Here is a 19,049-nt window from a genome sequence, read left to right as displayed (position 1 = left end):
GTAAGTTTCAAACCTTTTGTTTCCATTTTTAGGTAAATATTAGATTAATTGTACTATTTAGTAGATGAATAAGAGGTAAAAAAAAAGAGCAACGTTAATTGCTCTTTTTTCATGACGGAATTTTGTTGTGTTAACTAACCTCAACTTCTAATACTTTAACTACAGGTTTTAATTTATATCGTTCAGATCCAGTTTTAATAATTGATTCATGTGCATTAAAATCAAATAAGATTTCAATTTCATCTCCGCTCTCAACAGTTGTATTTAGATTCATTTTTAAACCCGTTTTATCTTGACTTGTTAATTCTAATGGATAAACAGCCTCATCAATTACGATATAATTATTCGTTCCTAACATAAGTCGCATTTGTTGAAGTTTTCCAGTAGGAATTTCAGCTTCTTCTGATAAAATAGTGGTGACACTATCTTGTAATAAAAGCAAGTCGTAATTACCAGTCTCGGTTGGTAAGCTTACCCAGCCGTTTTCGTCATCATCCTCATTAGAGAAGTGAATTTGAACATCAATAATTTCTACACTAACCGTATCATAATTGCCAGGTTGATCCGTCATTTTGATTGTTAAGTTTGCTGTGCTATCTTCTTTATTACAGCTGATCATTAAGGCAAAAAATGCGCATGCATAAAAACTTTTTATTATTGTTTTCATCGTTATTTTATTAGATTTGATTCAAAGTTTGAATTGTTTAAAGTGTAAATTTTACACCAATACCTGGATCTAAAGATCCGTAAATTCTGCCATTGGAAATGACTTCGATGAAAGGTTTTAAATCTAAGCTTAGTGCTACGGGGACTTGTGGAATTTTAAATTCTAATCCCACTATGCCATCTACACCAAGTCCAAAATTGTCATTGTCGTAATAATCGTTTCTGCGATGTCCCCATCCATAGTAACTGTTATTTGTTCTTGCTGAAAAGTGACCTCCGGCACCATAATACCAGTTTAATCCTGCAACTCCAAATGCTGAGGTGTGATTCTCGTATAAAGCTGTTAAGGTAAAGCCATGGTGCCATAAACCAATAATTCCTTCAATTGCAGCACTTCCTCCGAAAAAGTGTTTAATGGTTAATCCAGAAGTTTCTCCACCTCTTAATCCAATAGCAGTGTTGTAACTTGTACCTAAGGCAGGGGGAGGAGTCATAAATTGTTGATGTACTTGGTTTTGTGCTTGGATATTTATCGAACAAAATAATCCAGCGGCAAGTAAAAAGTTTTTAATTTGATGTTTCATAATATGTGGTTGTTTGATTTATTTTAATAAGTCTTGAATAACAGCACCAATTCGATTCATGGAACTGACATTTTTATCTACATACGCATGAATTCCGTCTTGCATTAGTTGTTTTACGGTCTGCGCATTTGTCATCTCACTTTGGACGATAACTTTGCATTCTTTGCAGTGCTTTTTAACTTGATCCAGAACGTCAGAGCCATTTAAGGTTTCTACTTCGTGCGGGTTGAACAGGTAGTAATCTAATAGTAATATGCTAAGGTCGTCATCCAATTCTTCAATACAATCATGAGCCGTTGTGTATGAGGCTATGTCGAAAGAAAAATCTTTATAGATATCCTGATTACAAATGGTAGATACATATTTGGTCAAGCTTTTGTTTTCATAAACATTATCTTCAACAATGGCGATTTTTATATTTTTTTTTCTCAACATAATATCTTTTTCAAAATACTATGCGAAGTAAATGCCAACTTACATTTGCGGATTTATTTGTTTGTAATACAGAAGCTTAACTAATAATCACCCTGAAAGATATTTTTCAAAATGAAAACAGATTATTCAAAATGAAAATCATTTATCGTTAACTTCATTAAGTAATCGGTATACTGTAGTTTGGCCAATGGCCAGTTTCTCCGCAATTAATTTTGTGTCATTATTGTAACGTTCCATATACTTTAACACAATTCGTTGCTTATATTCGCGCATCGTCATTTCTTCTCCCATTACGTCAGGCAATGCATCATTTGGATTTCCTATACTGATATCGTCGGCTGAAATTTTTTCAGAATTCGCTAGAACAACTGCAAGCTCAATTACAGATTTTAATTCCCTTACATTCCCCGGCCATGTATAAGTCATTAATTTGTTTTTTGCAGTTTCAGATAACGGCTTTAACGGCATTTCATTTTCCTTACAAAAACTTTGGATAAAGGAATGCGCCAAAAGGAGGACGTCATTATCTCGCTCTCGTAATGGTGGCAGCACAATTGGAAGACCAATTAACCTGTAATACAAGTCTTGTCTGAAATTTCCGTTTTTCACTTCTGTTAGTAAATCACGGTTGGTTGCAACAATGATTCTACAATTAGTTTTGACAGGTTGATTACTACCAATTCGTACAATCTCTTTTTCTTGAAGTGCCCTTAAAAGTTTGGCTTGGAAGTTAATGTCCATTTCACCTATTTCATCTAAAAATAAGGTTCCCCCATCTGCTTCTTCAAATTTTCCAATTCGTCGAGAATTTGCACCGGTAAATGCACCTTTTTCATGTCCAAATAATTCACTTTCGAAGAGCTCAGCAGGTATTGCAGCTACATTCACTGCCACGAATGGTTTTGATTGTCTGTTGGAGTTGAAATGTATTGCTTTTGCAACCACCTCTTTACCTGTTCCTGTTTCCCCATTGATCATGACAGAAATATTGTTGTTAAGCGCTTTCTGTGTCATCTCAAAAACGCGTTGCATCTGCTGACTATTTCCAATGATGGAATTTTTGAAAGTGTATTTTTGCTTAACTTCTTTTTGAAGTTTTTGAACTTCTCTACGTAGACCTAAATTTTGCCGAATATGTTCTACAGTCTTTAAAAGTCTATCACGAATGTCTTTAGATTTGACAAGGTAATCGTAAGCGCCTTCACGCATAAGACCGATAGCCGTTTCTATTTCTTCTTGTTCCGAAATAACGATGACCTCTGTGCTCGGACTATCTGCTTTTATGGCGTCAATGATGTCAAAACCGTTTAAATCAGGCAACCGATAATCTACGGTTACTAAATCTGGTTCACGTTCCAACTCTTTTAGCGCGTCTTTACCATTTTTAAAACTAACAATCTCATAGTCTGGATTAAGCGAAAGTGTATGTACGAGTAGTTTGTTGTACCATTCGTTATCCTCGACAACGTAGATTAAAAAGGAATTTTCGCTCATGTGGGGTTTGTTATAATTATGTTCGGTTTGCTTCAAGTTCTTTGCGAACAAGTTTTATGGCAATTTGACCATCTAATTTTAGCTTTTCTAATAATAATGGTATCGCCTCTAAATTGTTTTTGTTACGGCCAGAATTTTCTATTTCTTTTAATGTTTGGTATAGCGTTTCAATATGAAAATGTTTGCAAGGAGAAGAAATTTTATGTGCCCACTCGGCCATGTTTAACCAATCTTCATTTGCGATTGATTTTTCAATTCCTTCAATCCCTTCCTCAGTTCCTTGGATAAAGATATCCAATAATTCACAGTAAAAAGTAGAATCTTCTGCACTAAGGTGTTTAACTTCTGTAAAATCAATTTTTAATTCATTCATCATCACTGTTTTTTTAAGACTTTGCTTATTTCTTCTAACACGGTTTTTTTATTGAATGGCTTTGCGACAATCCCGTTCATACCCGTAGCGATATATCGTTTTTTATCTTCGTCGGTTAAAGCCGCGGTAAGTACGATAATTGGAATGTTCTTATTTACTTTATTTTTTTCGTTGGTTCGTATGTTTTTTGTTGTTTCAATGCCATCCATTTCGGGCATGTGCATATCCATTAAAATACAATCGTATTGGTTGTTTTTGAGCTTTTCTAATACTTCTGTTCCGTCTGATACGGATGTTAATTCAACGTTTTCTTTTCTAAAAATTGCTTCGAGTAATTTGCGATTAAATGGTTCATCATCAGCGATAAGTATTTTTAGATTTTGAAAATAGATTGGTGTAGTTTCTTTTGCTGGTTTTTTTTCTGGTTGGTTTTCTTCTGTGCCTTTAGTATAAGGAATTTTTACGATAATTTCGGTTCCATTATTCTCTTCACTTTTCACATTTATTGAGCCCTTTTGTAATTCAATTAATTGTTTTGTAATTGAAAGACCGAGACCAGTACCTCCGTAATTCCTAGCTGTGGACGATTCAGCCTGTTCAAATTCCTCAAATACGCGTACCATTTGTTCTGGCGACATCCCTATTCCTGTATCAATAATGTGAATTTCAAGTTCTTTTTGGTTAGGGGTTATTGGGTTGAGTTGCGCTTCAATAGTGACAGCTCCTTTTTCAGTAAATTTTACGGCATTACTGACTAAGTTGAGTAGGATTTGGCGCAATCTAAAATCATCTCCCATTAATAGTTGATCCAAATCTTTGTCCAACTTGGTATTTAAAGCGATGTTTGATTGACTTATTTTTGGTGTAAATAAGTTGGCTACATCCTCAATTAGAATTTTTGGATTAAATGGCTTAGCTTCAATTTTTAGTTTATTGTTTTGAAGTTTTGAGAGGTCTAAAATTTCATTGATTAGTTGCAGAAGATGATCGGTAGACTTTTGAACTACTTCTAGCTGGTCTTGTTGCACGCTGTTGAGTGGACTTTGAGATAGTTGTTCGGTAAACCCTGCTATTGCATTCATTGGAGTTCTAATTTCATGACTCATATTCGCCATAAATCTCGCTTTTGCACTTGCTAAATTTTCGGCGTCAATTTTTGCTTTGGCTAGAATACGTTTGTATTGATTGTTATTTTTAACATAGTTAATTATGGTAAAAGCCATAAAGATTAATAAGAATCCTATTGCAATGCAAAAGATCACCACTTGTACATTCGCTTTTTCTATTTCTTTTTGAGCATTTTCAGTTCTTTTGGCCAATTTATCAGCCTCAATAATTTCCATATTATCTAAAATAGTTCGGATTGAATTTGTTAAAATCCGATCTTCTAGAATCAAGGCAATTTCTTTGTCAATAATTTTGTTGCTGATATATATTTCTTCTTTTTTAATGTCATCCAGTCGTTTGTTAACATCAGTTAGCAATTCTTGGGTAACAACAGTTTTTTGTAGGGTGTCAGTATCAGTATTGGGTTTTTCTGTTTGGTTTTCTTCTTCCTTTTTTTTATTCCAATTAAATATGCGCCATTTTCGTTTTTTATTTTTTTCTTCTGCATCAATCTCTTTCTGGGTATTGGCAGGAGTGATTACTTTTTCTGAGTCTGTAACAACTTCCTCAATTTCAGTAGAAACTTTTGCCATAGTTTCTTCTATTTCGAATTTATTTTGATAGGATAGGAGTTCATTAAGTAGACCGAATTTTTCATCAATTAGAACACTCAGGGTATCTACCAAAGTATCATTTTCAGGATGTCCTTCTCTGAGGTCGTATAATAGATTGAGTTTGTCGTTGACCCCAATAAAAGTTTCATCAAAATGAAGCATAAAAACGGGGTCTTGGGTTAAACTATACGATTTTATACTGTTCTCCGCGTCCGATAAATCATTCCTTAAGCCTTTGATTGTGACAAGTTGCATGTCGGGTCGAACAGCATCATTTACAACATCTACAACATTAGCGTAACGTTGATAGGTGTAAAAACCAATTATACTCACTAAAATGAGCACAACAACCATGGCTCCAGAAATTTTAAATTCGAACAAGAACGGTTTTTTCATATACTAAAAATGACGAACGCATTTCGTGGGGCAAATTATGTTTCAAATATAAATATTGTTGCGGGTTTAAACTAACTTAATTCGGGATACTTTTCCTTCGCATACAGATGAATAAAATCACAAATTCGTTGGAGCGATTTGCCATCTTTGGCTATAAATGCCTCAGCTTTATTTTTGTTTTCAGTCAATCGATTTACTGATTGTTCGTGTAAAGACATTAGTGCAACTTTACAAGCACTATTATGTTGCTTCAACGGTGGTATAACCACATTTCCAGTAATTCCGCTTCCTAAGAAATAGTCGATAAAAGCAATGTCATAAGCATGATGGAGGTTTAAATAAAGGTCCTCTACATGTTGATAGACATTCAGTTTAAATTCTATATCACTATTTGTGTTATGTTTGGCGAAGCATTTTTCAATTTGTGCTTTGATCAGTTTATTGTAAAATGAATTATCCTCCAAAACAACAATTTTTATTTGACGTGTTTTAATCTCGATCATATCTCCTTTTATGTAAAAATTCAGCAAGGCTTGTGCCACAGCTGTGCCTCTTTATGCTGTGCGCCTTATTTTCTGTGGTTATTGAGAGAAGTATAGCCTAAATTTCATGTGATTTTTTTTCATTTTGAAAACAAATTTTTAGATATGAAAAAATAAATAACCCGTTTTGTGAAATGTTGAATTCTTAAGTTGTTGTAATTCAGTTAGTAAATTTCAATTGTCAGGTTTTGGCAAGATGACTGCACTTACGTTGATGAACTTAAAAAATACAGATTATGAAAATGAGAAAAGAAGCAATAGGATTTTTAGCGGGGACAGTACTTTTATCCTCTCTATTTTTAAGTTGTGAGAAAAAGTATGATGATGATAATACCATTGAATTGACGTCGCGTAAGGAGCGAGTAGCGAATACTTGGATTATCAGTTATGCAGAAGATGATGGCGAAAATGTTTCGTCTAACTACGATCAATACGAACTTTATTTGAATTCAGATGGAGATGCTACTCTCGATGCAGATTATACAGCATTTGGAGTTACTTATGAAACATCCACAGAAGGAACTTGGGCATTTAGAAATGATGATGAAGAATTAGTACTTGATTTTGAAGATGACGAACAAGATGCAGATTATCAAATACTTCGCTTAAATAATGACGAATTGTGGGTGTTGAATTTGGATAGCAATATTGAGTTGCATTTGTTGGAGAAATAAGCAACGTCGCGTCGTAAATTATTAATCAAAAAAAGAACTAAAAAATGAAAAATTTTAAAAGAACAGTAGTAGTATTTATAGGACTAATTGGTATGGTGAGTTTAACAGCTTGCAAAAAGTATGAAGAAGGTCCAGTGTTAACTTTGAAAACTAAAAAGGAGCGTGTTGCAAATACATGGGTTATTGAGCAAGCTTTTCGTAATGGTGAAGATGTAACTGATGATTATGATGAGTTTACTTTGTTAACGACAAAAGATGGTGATGCTTCTTTGGCTGCTTTGTATTCGTTCGGCGACTTTTCGTTTGAATATGAAACAGATGGAACTTGGGAATTTCAAAGTAACAAAGAAAATCTTGAATTAGATTTTGATACGGATGCGGCTGATGTAACTTATCAAATATTAAAATTAGAAGAAGATAATATGTGGGTGAGGGAAAAAGGTGGAGAAGACGAACTGCACTTAATGAGCAAGTAGTTCGATTCGCACTAAATTTCCTAAGGCTTCCGGTAAATCCGGAAGCTTTTTTTTTTAAATAAAAAAACCGCCCTATTGAAAGGCGGTTTTCTTTTGTGAAAAGGGGTTTATTTTTTTTCTACTGGAAAAGAGAAGTGTGCTTTTTCCCAGTTAAACTCGACAGCTTTATCTGTTACATCAAATGCTAGAATTTCGTGGTGATCGTTTTCAAAACTTGGTGTTACTTCAAATCTTAAAACATCTTTTTCGGGTTTATGGTCATAAGCGCCCCAAACTCCGTGTATTTCCTTGCTCCATTCTTCATTAAGAATAATTGTCCATGTTTCAGAAGATTCTTGAGGAATAATAAATAAAGCATAGGTACCAGCAGTTACGGTTTGTCCATCAATTAAAACATCGCTACCGAAGGTGATGGCTGTAGCATCATTTGCCCCTGCGCGCCATACTTTGTCGTAAGGAACCAATTCTCCCCAAATTTCGCGCTCACGAACGGATGGTGCACCAAAATCAACTTCAATTTCTACATCGTTAATAGTGCCTTTCGCTTGTTGACGAGGACTTTTGGGTGCTTCAGGGATTTCCTGAACTGGGATCTTTGTTGAATCAATGAGTTCTGTTTCATTATTTTCAACCGTGTTTTCTTCATTTGAGTTTTTTGCTCCATTACAGGCATACAAAAATAATGGTGCTAATACTAGGTAACTAAGATTCTTCATAATTATTTGTGCTTTCCAACAAAGATAGCAGTTATTACTATATTATTGAAGTAAAGTTCTTGTTTGGTTTGTTTAATTTCTTGATGTTCAAAAGATTTAAACATTTCCTATAAGACAAAGTTTTTCTAAAGTTGGAACGACACTCCCACCTTTTGGTTCAATTGTTACTGCGAATGCATTCGCTTTATTTGTTGTTTTCATCATCGATACATCACCCGCTTCATTATTTTCGATAATACCCATGTCACGAGGTTCTCCATCAATTAAAACCCAAAGTTGATACGATTCATTAATTGATAATTCAGGTAGGTTTTTTGAGATAAATAATGTTTGCGATGTACTTTGATTCCAATATACTTCTGCTTGGTTGTCCGGGTAATTAGCTGTTCCGCTCAATTGAATTCTTGAGGTGTTAACATTTGTAACAAATTGGAGACTATTATCTAGTTGGCTAATTAGTTCATTAGAATAGTTATTCTCTAATTGTAGTTGGTTTAATTGTCTGTTTAAACTATCATTTTTAGAAACAAATAACTTGTTTTGAAATTCTATTTTGTTAAAATCTTGTCTTAAGAAAAAAGTATAAGTTCCCAATGCGATTAAAACTAAAATTGATGCCGCAGCATAAAATTTTGTAGACCCTTTTTTAGGGGTCGTTTTAAGGGGTATGATGTTTTGGTTTGGCTTCACTTGTTGGGTTGCCCGAATTGCTTTCATTACCCTTTGTTTTAATTCGGGTGACGGTTTTTCTTTCGCATTTATCGCCATGTTTTCAATGGCTTCCTGAATTAAAGTTATTTCAGCTTTAATCTCTGGGTAAATTTTGGACATGCATTCTACTTCTTGGTGTTCTTGTTTAGAAACACTCCCAAATACGTAGTCTGCAATGATACCTGAAGCTATATACTCTTTTATATCCATGTAGCTAATAGTATAAATAGTTCTTTTAATCCTTTTAAAGCTTTACGTGACCTTGTTTTAACTGTTCCAAGCGGAATGTTTAAAGCTTCAGCGGTTTCTTTTTGGGTAAACCCTTTGAAATACATGTATTCGATAATTTCTTGTTCTTGTGCTGGTAGTACTTTTAATAAGTCGCTAATTCCTATCTGTTCAGTATTTTGTGAAGTTGTTCCCAGTTTAGAAGTTACGTAGTTTGATTCGTTTTGGATTGAGACAAGTGTTTTTTTTGAAGTTTTTCTGTAAATATCAATAGCAGTATTTCGATTGATATTGAGTATCCATGTAAAAAAACTTCCTTTCGTCGAATCAAATGAGTGAATCTTAGACCAAATTTTCACAAAGGCATCTTGAACAGCGTCTTCAGCTGTTTTACGATCTTTTAGAATTTTGAAACTAATTCCATACATTGCTTCTGAATAGGCGTCGTATAGAGTTTCAAAAGCGGCAGCATCGCCGTTTTGTACGGCTTCTATGGTTTCTTTAATTTCTGTCTTACTTAGCAAAATCGAGTTTTTATGTCAAGTTACGTTTTTTTTACGTACTGAGTTAATATAACAATTCGTTGCCCTTCAACCTTACCTTCGATATAGGTAGCGTTTTCGGGGTCTAGAGTAATTCGTCTTACAGCTGTTCCTCTTTTCGCTGTAAACCCTCCTCCTTTTACGTTTAAATCTTTAATCAAAACAACATTGTCGCCGTTTTCAAGGCGAACACCGTTACTGTCTTTATGAATGATTTTTTCATCTTCTGATAAATTTTCCCCAGTGGCTGCAGCCCATTTTAAAGACTCATCATCTAAATAAATCATCTCTAATAAATCTTGGGCCCATACCTCAGTTTTAAGTCGATTAAGCATACGCCAAGAAACAACTTTGACAGCATCATGCTCGCTCCACATACTCTCATTTAGACAGTGCCAGTGATTCTTATCTAATTCGGAATTCTGATTGATTTGCTCAGAACAGACTTGACAAACAAAAACACTATCATTAACCGTGCCTTTAGAATGAGGTGGTACCTCGTAGATACTTAAATCCACTGATGACCCGCACAATTCACACGCGTTATTTGATCGTTTTTCTAAACTGGCTCTTAATTCACTCATGATAGATATTTTATTCGGACAAAATTAGGATAAATATTCAACGAATTACTCCTCGTCTTATTCGATTTGGTATATTCAAGGGATCAAATGAATCATTTAAAGCAAATAACGCAGGCAAAGATTGATGTACGATTTTATTCCCGTGCTTTAATCAAAATTGTGTTTATGGTTACTGATGTATTTCCTGAGAATGATACTGAAGGTCTGTCTCCGCTAATGCGAAAAAAAGCATTAGGTATTTCCTCATTTTTAACGCATGGAACTGTAAAGACTGATTTGGATGAACAAAAACAAGATTTTTTAACGGTGATGGGGGAGTTGAGAGATTTGCTCAAATTGGCAACAATAGCACAGCATTTGAAATACTGCAGTCCGAGTCATTTAAATGATGTTCGTGCAGGAATATCCAATGTGATCGACCGATTGGATAAACTTGTTATTTTAATTGGAGGTTTTGAGAAATAAAGTTAAAGCTGTTCCTTTTCGCGTTGAGTTAAAAAGGATAAAAATTGATTAGCGTATTTTCGCTCTTCTGGGGTTATAGGTTCTTCAGCAGAAATGATTGTTTCAGTAATAGAACGAAAAAGTTCGGCCAATTTTGGGCTTAAGTGAAAATCTCCAAGATGAAAATCATGTAAGCCACCTTTCATCATGTCAATAACTGAAAATGTGTTTTCATGCTTCCATTTTTCAAATGTGATCAGTACAAGATCTAAATCGACCTCATTTTCGATTGCAATTTTTGCAATTTTTCGCTCTAAAGCTTCTATTTCAGATTTGTCAATTTTACCGTCTGCTAATGATAGCGCCAAAAGTATTCTGCCAAAACCATAATACATATTGTCTTTTATATCCATGTCAATTTTCAATAATCAGGTTAATACTAGCAAGTTCTTTCACGTTGTTAATTTATTTGAGCGATTAATGATGCGGTCTATAGAATCGATTAAAAATCTCGTCTTTGCGCAAGGAAAAATCGAATAGAAATTTTCTAATCTGCCCATATTGTTTACCAAGATAATGATAAAAACATCCAGAACAGTAAGCCCTCATTTTTTAAATGTAATTTTTTTGGACTAGTTTATAGTTTGATAACATTGGATTAACGTGTTAAATATATCTGTTTTACAGTTTTGTGTTTTGAACTTTTATGGATACGTTTTATTTAATAGTTGTCATTTGTTTAGTTGTACTTGCAGTTGCTGATTTGGTTGTTGGAGTTAGTAATGATGCCGTTAATTTTCTAAATTCAGCATTTGGTTCACGGGTAGCAAAACGAAAGACTATTCTCTATGTAGCTGCTACAGGTATTTTGATTGGAGCGGCTTCCTCGAGTGGAATGATGGAAATTGCACGTAAAGGAATTTTTAATCCAGAAATGTTTTCTTTTGCCGATATCATGACCATTTTTTTGGCGGTTATGATAACAGATATTTTATTACTTGACTTGTTTAATACGTTTGGAATGCCAACAAGTACCACAGTTTCAATTATGTTTGAATTACTTGGAGCGGCATTTGTGGTAGCAGTAATCAAGATTATTTCAAATGGTGATTCAATGTTGTTAATAGGCGAATATTTAAATACGAATAACGCAATATTAATAATAGCGGGAATTTTTCTTTCAGTTTTTATTGCGTTTTCATTGGGTTTAATTGCTCAGTTTTTTACGCGATTAATATTTAGTTTTAATTTGAACAAGACAGTACGTAAAAATGGGCCTATTTTTGGTGGAATTGCTATTGCGACAATTGCCTATTTTTTGTTGATAAAAGGAATGAAAGGAAGTACTTTTATCTCGATTGAAACAAAAGAATGGATCAATAATTACACCGTTATTTTAATGGGTACCATTGTGCTGTCCAGTATTTTTATTTGTCTGGTTTTGACTCACTTTTTTAAAGTGAATGTGTTGAAATTGGTCGTTTTATTCGGAACTTTTTCTCTAGCCATGGCATTTGCGGGCAATGATTTAGTTAATTTTATTGGTGTACCCTTGGCAGGATTGCAGTCTTTTCAAATATTTCAAGCGTCAAATCTTGCAGCTTCTGAATTAAATATGGGTGTCTTGGGAGCTCAAATTCAAACAAATTCATTGATTCTTTTTGCGGCAGGAGTAATTATGATTCTTTCACTCTGGTTTTCTAAAAAGGCACAAACCGTTACTGAAACAGAAATTAATTTATCTCGGCAAAATGAAGGTTCAGAGAGGTTTAAACCTAATTTTATTGCTAGATGGATTGTTAGTGGTGGAATCAGGTTTAGCACTTTTTCAAAAAAGTTTATCTCGGATGAAGTGGCGAATAAAATTGATGCACGCTTTAAAAAATCTGCTTCGATAAATAAAAATGTAAAAGAAAAACCCGCTTTCGATTTAGTGAGAGCCTCTGTAAATTTGATGATGGCAAGTGTTCTGATTGCTTTTGCTACGTCTCTGAAATTACCGTTGTCTACAACTTATGTCTCTTTTATGGTTGCAATGGGGACTTCTTTGGCGGATCGCGCCTGGGACCGAGATTCTGCTGTGTACAGAGTTGCGGGAGTGGTAAATGTTATTGGAGGATGGTTGGTAACTGCAGCTGTGGCTTCAACCGTAGCAGGTGTCTTGGCTTTAGTCATCTATTTTGGTGGGGTCTTTGCGGTTGTTTCGTTAATGATGCTAACTGTAGCATTGATTTTAAGAAGTCAATTTGTTCATCGAAAAAAAGAACGTGAAAAATCTGCCGTATATAAAAAATTGGAGAATCGCGAACGAATATCTTATGATGATGTTATTGCGGAAAGTCGAGAGCGTATATCCTTGACAATGTTTAAAATTAGTTATGTCATCAAAGATTTGATAGTAGGTTTAGAGGTTGAGGATAAAGTGAAAATAAGTAAAGCTAAGAATGAGGTCGAATTGTACCGAAAGAATTATGAAGAATTATCGGCAAGTTTTTATTATTATTTACAGAAAATTGAATCAAAACATGGTGCTGAAGGCCGTTATTATATTCATGCCTTAAGCTACTTGAATAATATTAGTGGTTCTGTTTTGGTGATGGGGGAAAAAGTTGACAGTCATGTGAGCAATTTTCATTTACCGATGCAGACAGTTAAAATGAACGAATTAAAAGACTTGGCTAATCGTTTAAGTCATTTGTTTATTGAGATTTCAGATTTAATTCTTGAGCGTAAAGGAGGTTTAACTGAGGTGTTGCAGGAAGAAAGTGAGGTTCTTTTAACGCATATTGAAAACCTCGAGCTAGTTCATCTGTCCAGAGTTAAAAACAATGAGAGCTCTGCTAAAAACTCAATGCTTTACTTGTCGATTTTATTAGAATGTAGAGATATGATTGTTGACTTCTCTGGTCTTATTAATTTGTTTCAATCAATCAGAGAAAATGAGCCGCCAATGGAGCCGATTGATAAAGTGAAAATGAACAAGTCCAAAACTTCGTTAAAATGAATTTGATTTTTAGTGAATAAATTAATGTGGGATAATACTTTGATCCTTAAATTAATCGACATTCAATTTTTTAAGTGTTTAGTTTGATGTTTTGGTTCTAAACTTATGTCAATTTTTGGCATAAGTTTTGAGCATTGTTATATTAAAAATGGCATGAGAAATTTGTTGTTGTTGGTGGTGTTTACTGTATTTTCAGTATATGGTCAGGATGGAAATTCTGGGGTGTTTTATAATTTGGATCATGCTTTGGCGCATCCTAATGATGTAATTGAATTAGATTTAAGTAATCAATCAATAAGCCAGTTGGACTGGCGTATACGAAAATTGGTAAATCTTGAAAAATTGGATTTGTCCGAAAATCACTTGCGTGAGATTCCTTGGGAAATTCGTTATCTAAAGAACTTAAAAGAACTTGACTTGTCAAAAAATAAGTTGCGAGAAATACCATGGGAAATAAGGTATTTGGATGGACTTGAAGAATTGGATGTATCGCACAATGAGCTGAAAAAATTGCCTTGGCAAATTCAGTATTTGAGGCAACTCAAAGTCTTTGACGCTTCACACAATGATCTGACTCAAATTCCTTGGGAAATTCGTTATTTGAAATTGTTGTATGAATTGGATTTTAGTCATAATTACCTCACTGAAATTCCTTGGCAAATCCGTTATTTAAGTAGTTTAAAGGAGTTGGATTTATCCGATAATCAAATCACAAAAATTCCTTGGGAAATAAGGTATTTAGAAGGTTTGCGAAAACTTGATGTCTCGGACAATAGAATATCGGAACTTCCTTGGCAATTAAAATATTGCAAGAATCTTCGTAAGCTGAAAATTAGAGGGAATTCGATAGAAAAAATACCTTACGAAATTAAATCCAAACCAAACCTGCAGATATACTAATTGTATTTCTTTTTTTCATCTTTGTATTTTTATTTTACACTGAGGTATGAATTCTGTATGGACTTTTTTTAATGACTATTCACTTTTATTGATTGAAACAGTTGCCGCAATTGTATTATGGGTTGTATTAAGACTTGTTTTAGGTCAAATTGTAAAGAAGCGATTGAGATCTAGTGATTTTAGTGAGATACGAAAGAGAATGGCAATGAAAAGTGTCAATTCGATATTGAATATCGTTTTTATATCTACTCTCATTACGGTTTGGAGCGTTGAGCAGTCGCAGATTTTAGTTTTTCTTTCTTCTGTAATGACTGTTTTAGGAGTAGCTTTTTTTGCTCAATGGTCCCACCTTTCTAATATTACTTCGGGTATTATTATTTTCTTTAATACAGGCACTAAAATTGGCGATGAAATTCAGATTATGGATAAAGAATTTGATATTAAAGGAGAAATTTTTGATATCGGAATTATGTTTTTCAAAATTCGTACCAGGGATAATGAAATAATATCAATTCCAAATAACGTCATACTTCAAAAAGCGATTAAAACGACTGATAGTGCTTTAATTCATGAAATTGAAGAGATTGAGGAAGGAAATATTGATGAATAAAAAAAGAGCTGGTTATTAGCCAGCTCTTTTTTTTAATGGTTTAGGAATTATTGTAGTATGATACGATGCATTTCACGGTTGTTAGCCGTGGTAATTTCAACAACGTATGTTCCAGTAAGTCCAGATAAATCTATAGTTGAGATTTCAGTTGTTAAAGAATTGTTTACATAAATTAATTCTCCAGTAATCGAATAAACCTTAACTGATGATACTTGCTCAGATTCAACTTCTACGTAGAACAAACCAGTTGCAGGATTAGGGTATACCTTACTCATTTGAATAGCAAAATTTTCCTCTATTCCCACCGTTGCAATTGTTACGCATGCTGATGTGTCTATGCATCCATTTTCTGAGGTAATTTGAACAGCATATTCTCCATTCTCTGAAGCAATAAACTCTTGTTCGTTTGCACCGTCGATCAGTGTAAAATCATCGGCACAATCTAACCATTGATAAGTAGCGTCTGTTGCGTTGGCTGTAATAGTTGGATCAGTAACTGTAACGGTAACGTCAACTGTTAGTATTGTTAAGTTTAAAGTCACAATGCTATCGCATCCATTCGCTGCACCACCTTCGATTGTATAGGTAACATCGTCAACACTTTCTGTGTAGGTTTCACCGTTAATCCATTCGAAAGAAATACATGCTTCTTGAACATCCGTTCCTGTAGCAATTTCATTAATAGTTAAATCTAAAGTTACGATACTGTCACATCCATTAATTGCACCGCCTTCGATTGTATAGGTAACATCGTCAACACTTTCAGTGTAAGTCACACCATCAATCCACTCGTAAGAACCGCAAGCAGTTTGAACATCAGTTCCAGTAACAGCCTCATTAATTGTTAAATCTAATGTTACGATACTGTCGCATCCGCTTACCGCACCACCAACAATTGTGAAGGTAACATCGTCAATGCTTTCTGTGTAAGTCACACCATCAATCCACTCAAAAGAACCGCAAGCAGTTTGAACATCAGTTCCAGTAACAACCTCATTAATGGTTAGATCTAATGTTACGATACTGTCGCATCCATTAACTGCACCACCAACAATTGTGAAAAGTACATCATCAATGCTTTCTGTGTAAGTCACACCATCAATCCACTCGTACGAACCACAAGCAGTTTGAACATCCGTTCCAGTAGCAACATCATTAATTGTTAAGTCTAAAGTTACGATACTGTCGCATCCATTAACTGCACCACCAACAATTGTGAAGGTAACGTCGTCAATGCTTTCTGTGTAAGTCACACCATCAATCCACTCGTACGAACCACAAGCAGTTTGAACATCCGTTCCAGTAGCAACATCATTAATTGTTAAGTCTAAAGTTACGATACTGTCGCATCCATTAACTGCACCACCAACAATTGTGTAAAGTACATCATCAATGCTTTCTGTGTAAGTCACTCCATTAATCCACTCATAAGAACCACAAGCAGTTTGAACATCCGTTCCAGTAGCAACATCATTAATTGTTAGATCTAATGTTACAATACTATCGCATCCGTCAACTCCGCCACCTACAATAGTATGTGTAGCGATGTCAATGCTTTCTGTGTAGGTCACACCATCAATCCACTCGAAAGAACCGCAAGCAACTTGAACATCGATTCCTGTAACGATGCAAGGAGCGTTAACCGATTGAAGTGTAATATTATTTATACCAATTTTTGGAGAAGAACCAGATCCACTACCTCTGTCAGAAGCGAAGCTAATTGAGAATGTTGCTCCCGGAGCTATTGAAATTCCGGTAAGCGTATAAGTTTGAATGTCCGGTGATCCTGCAGAGCTAGATTCGTTGTATGCCCAGTCTAAATCACTTAACGATTCACCTAATGAGGTGGTAACAGTCCATCCTGGTAGGCGACTTGTTCTGTGAAAAACACTGAATGCTTCAAAACTGATATCAAGTTCTGTAATTGCAGATCCAGTATTGTTTTCAAATTCTCCGGTTAACGTTAAGTTGTCAGCGCTTCCTGATGGTTGGTAGCTGTAACCAGCTCCCCCTACACTATAAACACCTCCAGACGTGCCTTCTGGGTCAGTTCCTCTGTACGCTGTTGTTTCTCCAGCATGAGTAAATCCGGTGGGTAGTGTACCTTCCCAACCGTTAAAATCGGTGGTGAAATCTACGTTGTGCGCAGAAATATTCACTTGACCGAAACTTGTAGCTGTTGAGAGTACAGCTATTAATCCTAGTAAAAGTATCTTTTTCATTCTTTTTTAGTTTTTTTTGAATAAAATGAATTGCAAAGATACCTTTCTGGAATGGATGAACTTAAATTAAGTGAGTTATTTCCGTTTTAATTAAAGGTTAAGAATTGCTTAATAAACGGAGGGTGTTCTAGCAATTACCGTCAATAGCGCAGCTGTCTCCCTTGGTAATGTTCAAATCGTTACGTTGCGTTGATTTCCAGTCTTCATAGGATTTTTTTAAAGTATCCTCGAATACTTTTACATCTTGGGCACCTGAGATGGCGTATTTTCTATCGAATACAAAAAAGGGTACACCAGTTAGACCTAGTTGTTGTCCTTCTTGTATGTCACGTTTTACTTCAAAATGGTATTCTTCATTATCAATCGCTTCAGCTGCTATAGATTTAGATAATCCTATTTTACTAGCCGTTTCTAACAAGAAGTCCTTATCATCTGTATTGTTGCCTTCTATAAAATAAGCGGATAATAATAATTCTTTAAGCTCATTTTGTTTATTGTTTTTTTTGGCAAGATGTAATAAGGCATGTGCGCGCATTGAGTTAGCTACCACTGTTTTGTCATAATTGAAACTTAGACCTGCATCTTTAGCCATATTAACGACATGGGTGGTGGCTTGGTTAGTATATTCCATAGTCCAGCCTTTTGATTTTGCAAGGTGTTCAATTGCATTTACAGATGGGTCCGTAATAAGGTCAGGCATTAATTGAAAACTTTTCCACTCAACTTCAATCACATCCTTGTATTCAAAATTATCAAGTGCCTTTTCAAATTTTCTTTTTCCTATGTAACAAAAGGGGCACATGATATCGCTCCAAATCTCAATTTTCATAATTTACATTTAATGCTTCACTATTTATATTAGGTGCAAATCTACTGCTTTTAACTGTTACAATAGTATTTAAATAAACTATGATGAGGTATACTTTGGTATAGTGTTGAGAAAAAAAACTTCGCGAATTCAACTGCCTAATATGAATTGTATAAAAAGAAAATGAAGTTGATTTAAGGCATTTTTTAAATCCGCGAAGTATTAAAGTTTAAATATGGTTAAGGAGTTCGGATAGTTGGTCAAAAATGTAGGTTGGGTTTGCTGTTTGCAGTTGATTTCTGTTTTGGGCTCCCGTAGTGACGCCAATGGTGTATTTGCAATTGGCGGACTTTCCTTCTGCAATGTCGACAATAGAATCGCCAATTTTAGCTACATGTTCGCTAGACGTGATTCCGGTTCTGTCCATTGCTTTATAGATCATATCGGGAAAAGGTCTGCCTTTTTCTACATCATCTGCAGTAACTAGTGTGTCAAATTCGACACCTTCTTTCCAATTGAGATTATTTAAAAGGCTTTTAGCGGTTATTAAATCGTAACCCGTATTGAGTGCTATTTTTATTTGTTTTTCTTTCAACGTCGTAAAAAGTTCTTCGACACCTTTAAATGATTTTACAGTGAGTGTAGCATAGGCTTCTTTTAAATTTTCTTTAAAGGATTCAAATATCGTGTTGATTTGTTCGTCCGTTTGTTCAATATCTTTAAAACGTAGTACGTCTTTAATGGCTTGTCTTTTTTCTTTACCAGCACAATTCACTAATACTTCGGTCAGCGTGAAATTGAAATTGTATTGGTTTAAAGTGTTTTGAATTGTTTTGTAGACCACATTGTCTTCATCAATAGTTGTGCCTGCCATGTCAAAAACAACAAGCTTAATTTTTTGGTTCATATTTTAGATTGA

At 34.7% G+C, this 19,049-nt stretch carries 21 protein-coding genes; 6 read left to right on the top strand and 15 right to left on the bottom strand.

Annotated features, from left to right (window positions below; genetic code table 11):
- Positions 1–130 precede the first annotated feature (130 nt).
- From A8143_RS06130 to A8143_RS06100, 7 genes are all read right to left on the bottom strand, one after another.
- A complete protein-coding gene (locus tag A8143_RS06130; protein ID WP_066757104.1) occupies positions 131–667 on the bottom strand; it encodes a DUF4382 domain-containing protein in 537 nt (178 codons plus the stop codon).
- A gap of 37 nt (positions 668–704) precedes the next feature.
- On the bottom strand, positions 705–1,250 hold the full coding sequence (locus tag A8143_RS06125; protein WP_066757103.1) for a hypothetical protein: 546 nt from the start codon (positions 1,248–1,250) through the stop codon (positions 705–707).
- Positions 1,251–1,268: 18 nt separating this feature from the next.
- Positions 1,269–1,685 (bottom strand): response regulator, encoded by a 417-nt coding sequence (locus A8143_RS06120; RefSeq protein WP_066757102.1) that lies wholly within the window; start codon positions 1,683–1,685, stop codon positions 1,269–1,271.
- Positions 1,686–1,823: 138 nt separating this feature from the next.
- The gene (locus A8143_RS06115) at positions 1,824–3,179 is read right to left on the bottom strand and encodes a sigma-54-dependent transcriptional regulator (protein WP_066757473.1); all 1,356 of its coding nucleotides are present in this window, start codon (positions 3,177–3,179) and stop codon (positions 1,824–1,826) included.
- A gap of 16 nt (positions 3,180–3,195) precedes the next feature.
- Positions 3,196–3,555 carry an Hpt domain-containing protein gene (locus A8143_RS06110; protein ID WP_066757101.1) on the bottom strand — a complete coding sequence of 120 codons (360 nt, stop codon included), beginning with the start codon at positions 3,553–3,555 and terminating at the stop codon, positions 3,196–3,198.
- On the bottom strand, positions 3,555–5,669 hold the full coding sequence (locus tag A8143_RS06105) for a response regulator (RefSeq protein WP_066757097.1): 2,115 nt from the start codon (positions 5,667–5,669) through the stop codon (positions 3,555–3,557). Before A8143_RS06105 ends, A8143_RS06110 begins: the two co-directional genes overlap by 1 nt.
- Positions 5,670–5,740: 71 nt before the next feature.
- Positions 5,741–6,172, bottom strand: a complete 432-nt coding sequence (locus tag A8143_RS06100) for a response regulator (RefSeq protein WP_066757094.1) — start codon at positions 6,170–6,172, stop codon at positions 5,741–5,743.
- A 275-nt stretch (positions 6,173–6,447) separates the two neighbouring features.
- Here A8143_RS06100 and A8143_RS06095 point away from each other — a divergent pair, with 275 nt between their 5' ends.
- Positions 6,448–6,885, top strand: coding sequence for a lipocalin family protein (locus tag A8143_RS06095; protein ID WP_066757091.1), 438 nt, complete (start codon positions 6,448–6,450; stop codon positions 6,883–6,885).
- Between the two features lie 44 nt (positions 6,886–6,929).
- Positions 6,930–7,361 (top strand): hypothetical protein, encoded by a 432-nt coding sequence (locus tag A8143_RS06090; protein WP_070137841.1) that lies wholly within the window; start codon positions 6,930–6,932, stop codon positions 7,359–7,361.
- Between the two features lie 107 nt (positions 7,362–7,468).
- Here the strand turns inward: A8143_RS06090 and A8143_RS06085 are convergent, their stop codons facing one another.
- From A8143_RS06085 to A8143_RS06070, 4 genes are all read right to left on the bottom strand, one after another.
- Positions 7,469–8,077, bottom strand: coding sequence for a DUF2911 domain-containing protein (locus A8143_RS06085; RefSeq protein ID WP_066757087.1), 609 nt, complete (start codon positions 8,075–8,077; stop codon positions 7,469–7,471).
- A 96-nt stretch (positions 8,078–8,173) separates the two neighbouring features.
- Entirely contained in the window at positions 8,174–8,998 is an 825-nt protein-coding gene (locus tag A8143_RS06080; RefSeq protein ID WP_066757084.1) for an anti-sigma factor, read from the bottom strand.
- Positions 8,989–9,540, bottom strand: coding sequence for an RNA polymerase sigma factor (locus A8143_RS06075; protein WP_175437496.1), 552 nt, complete (start codon positions 9,538–9,540; stop codon positions 8,989–8,991). Before A8143_RS06075 ends, A8143_RS06080 begins: the two co-directional genes overlap by 10 nt.
- A 20-nt stretch (positions 9,541–9,560) precedes the next feature.
- Positions 9,561–10,142 (bottom strand): PhnA domain-containing protein, encoded by a 582-nt coding sequence (locus tag A8143_RS06070; protein WP_066757078.1) that lies wholly within the window; start codon positions 10,140–10,142, stop codon positions 9,561–9,563.
- Positions 10,143–10,229: 87 nt separating this feature from the next.
- Between A8143_RS06070 and A8143_RS06065 the strand changes: the two genes are divergently transcribed.
- Entirely contained in the window at positions 10,230–10,607 is a 378-nt protein-coding gene (locus A8143_RS06065; RefSeq protein ID WP_066757076.1) for a four helix bundle protein, read from the top strand.
- Between the two features lie 2 nt (positions 10,608–10,609).
- Here the strand turns inward: A8143_RS06065 and A8143_RS06060 are convergent, their stop codons facing one another.
- Complete coding sequence (locus A8143_RS06060) at positions 10,610–10,999, bottom strand: hypothetical protein (protein ID WP_066757073.1); 390 nt, start codon at positions 10,997–10,999, stop codon at positions 10,610–10,612.
- A 293-nt stretch (positions 11,000–11,292) separates the two neighbouring features.
- Between A8143_RS06060 and A8143_RS06055 the strand changes: the two genes are divergently transcribed.
- The 3 genes from A8143_RS06055 (at position 11,293) to A8143_RS06045 (ending at position 15,100) form a co-directional block, all read left to right on the top strand.
- On the top strand, positions 11,293–13,590 hold the full coding sequence (locus A8143_RS06055) for an inorganic phosphate transporter (protein ID WP_066757070.1): 2,298 nt from the start codon (positions 11,293–11,295) through the stop codon (positions 13,588–13,590).
- Positions 13,591–13,743: 153 nt separating this feature from the next.
- Positions 13,744–14,490, top strand: a complete 747-nt coding sequence (locus tag A8143_RS06050) for a leucine-rich repeat domain-containing protein (RefSeq protein ID WP_175437495.1) — start codon at positions 13,744–13,746, stop codon at positions 14,488–14,490.
- A 46-nt stretch (positions 14,491–14,536) separates the two neighbouring features.
- Positions 14,537–15,100: a mechanosensitive ion channel family protein gene (locus tag A8143_RS06045; RefSeq protein ID WP_066757064.1), complete on the top strand. Its 564-nt coding sequence runs from the start codon at positions 14,537–14,539 to the stop codon at positions 15,098–15,100.
- A gap of 47 nt (positions 15,101–15,147) precedes the next feature.
- Here A8143_RS06045 and A8143_RS06040 read toward each other — a convergent pair whose 3' ends face one another.
- The 3 genes from A8143_RS06040 to A8143_RS06030 all read right to left on the bottom strand — a co-directional run bounded on the left by A8143_RS06040 (position 15,148) and on the right by A8143_RS06030 (position 19,037).
- Positions 15,148–17,322, bottom strand: a complete 2,175-nt coding sequence (locus A8143_RS06040; RefSeq protein ID WP_066757063.1) for a T9SS type A sorting domain-containing protein — start codon at positions 17,320–17,322, stop codon at positions 15,148–15,150.
- A 127-nt stretch (positions 17,323–17,449) separates the two neighbouring features.
- Positions 17,450–18,151: a DsbA family oxidoreductase gene (locus tag A8143_RS06035; RefSeq protein WP_066757061.1), complete on the bottom strand. Its 702-nt coding sequence runs from the start codon at positions 18,149–18,151 to the stop codon at positions 17,450–17,452.
- A gap of 208 nt (positions 18,152–18,359) precedes the next feature.
- Positions 18,360–19,037: a phosphonatase-like hydrolase gene (locus A8143_RS06030; RefSeq protein WP_066757058.1), complete on the bottom strand. Its 678-nt coding sequence runs from the start codon at positions 19,035–19,037 to the stop codon at positions 18,360–18,362.
- Positions 19,038–19,049: the final 12 nt, after the last annotated feature.

The sequence above is a fragment of the Crocinitomix algicola genome (assembly GCF_001661595.2).
In the GTDB taxonomy this organism is placed as follows: Bacteria; Bacteroidota; Bacteroidia; order Flavobacteriales_D; family Crocinitomicaceae; genus Crocinitomix; species Crocinitomix algicola.
This window is presented reverse-complemented; position numbering and strand designations above follow the sequence as displayed.